This window comes from Synechococcus sp. H60.1 (genome assembly GCF_047462335.1).
Lineage (GTDB): Bacteria > Cyanobacteriota > Cyanobacteriia > Thermostichales > Thermostichaceae > Thermostichus.
In genome coordinates this window covers 1-1,495 of record NZ_JANSJA010000056.1, presented here as the reverse complement: position 1 = coordinate 1,495, position 1,495 = coordinate 1, and the positions used below count along the sequence as shown (strand labels likewise).

Here is a 1,495-nt window from a genome sequence, read left to right as displayed (position 1 = left end):
ATCCCTACGGATCGGGATCCCGGCTGGATCGGGAAGTTCGGCTGGCCATTTTGGGTAAGGCAGGCAGCACGCCCATGCCGGCTTTTGCCGAGGATCCCTGGTGGTGTATGGAGCAGGCTGTCAAAGTGGTAGCTTAGACTGAGTCTACCTCCTCACAATTCTGTACAGCAGAGACTCAACCTCCTCGACACTAATTGCTGAAAGATTATAGGAGGAGGAGATCCTACTTCTCGTCTCCTGATCAGCATCTGCCAAGACCAGAAAGACTTGATCTGGGCCGAGACCCATTTCGGAGGCGAGCCAAGAGTACTTCTCTATACAGTCCCTGTAGCTGCCGGTCTTCGACTCTATCCAGTAGAATCGGTTGTTAATGTGGAAGAAGAGATCGATCTCAAAGTCGCTACCGTTGGGCAAAGTAACTTCCGCATTTGCGATGTAGGAAAAATCGATCTTCTGTCCCTGCTCTCTAGCAAACTTGATCAGTTGCTGTTTGACATATCTCTCCAGCCAATCTCCAGATAGGAACTTGATTGCCTCTGAAGACTTGCTTAGTTTTACCATCAGGGTTTTGGAGCTTTTTGAGTAGTTATGTTCCTTTAAGAAATTAACCTTACGTAGAGTGGAAGCAAGTTGGCAGCTATAATTTATCACTTCTGGGGGGTTGCCTTTTAAGCAAAGAGTCAAGCTCTTTTCTTCTCCAATGCCAGATTTAATTTCTTTGTAAAGCTTCTCAATCATCGAGTACCTCTGACCCATAAGGTTTGATATCCAGTTCAGCTTGTTATCGAGTTCCCCTTCTGCTGCTTTTTTACTAGATGGAAGCAGGTTCTTCATCCTTATGTTCTTAGACCACAGAAATACCCCTATCTTCACCTGTTCACGGCTAATCGTCTCTGGCGGCAAACTCTTGAGTCCTGCGTCAGCAGTTTGCTTGTTAGTTTCCTTCCCCTTTTGAAGGCTAGAACTCGAGTTTAGATTCTGGGAAATGTTTTCTATACTTTCCGATAGCCTGCCCAGGATATTCTGCTGATTACTTATATTCTTAACTAGCTGACTTGTATAGTCAGCTAAACGCTGAAGGAAGTTTTGGTAACTTTCGGACAGACTTTCTGAGATATGAAGTTTGAAGCCCTCAAGGTCAGCTTGTAACTTTCTTAGAATCTCATCCAGTAACTGGCTATTAGCTCTTTGAGTGAACTGGTCAAGTTGCAAAGCTATTGCCCTCTCAGTTTCTTTCCTCCATCTCTCAAACCTCGATTCGTAGCGGTTCACTTCAGATCGCCTACAGGTATAAACGCCCAGGGAGAAACCAATAGCCAATCCAATTAGAAGACCTAAAAGCAGAGTCATTTCCCTTTGATCCTATTTTCTTTAACTTAACTCAGGAGTTGCGAACAGCTGGGAAGATTTTAAAGCATTGCTACCTCCTACCTACTCTTAAGCCAAAAGGGATCCCAGCCAGCCCTGCTGGAGCGCTTTCTGGGTGGGAGTGAGT

1 protein-coding gene is annotated in these 1,495 nt (G+C 45.4%); it reads right to left on the bottom strand.

Going from position 1 to position 1,495, the window contains the following annotated elements; genetic code table 11:
• Positions 1 to 144: 144 nt before the first annotated feature.
• Entirely contained in the window at positions 145 to 1,350 is a 1,206-nt protein-coding gene (locus tag NW852_RS02955; RefSeq protein ID WP_414372164.1) for a hypothetical protein, read from the bottom strand.
• Positions 1,351 to 1,495 lie beyond the last annotated feature (145 nt).

What these genes read in the sequence shown, in the direction of transcription:
- NW852_RS02955 (WP_414372164.1), bottom strand. Translation starts at nt 1,350, where the DNA reads ATGACTCTGCTTTTAGGTCTTCTAATTGGATTGGCTATTGGTTTCTCC.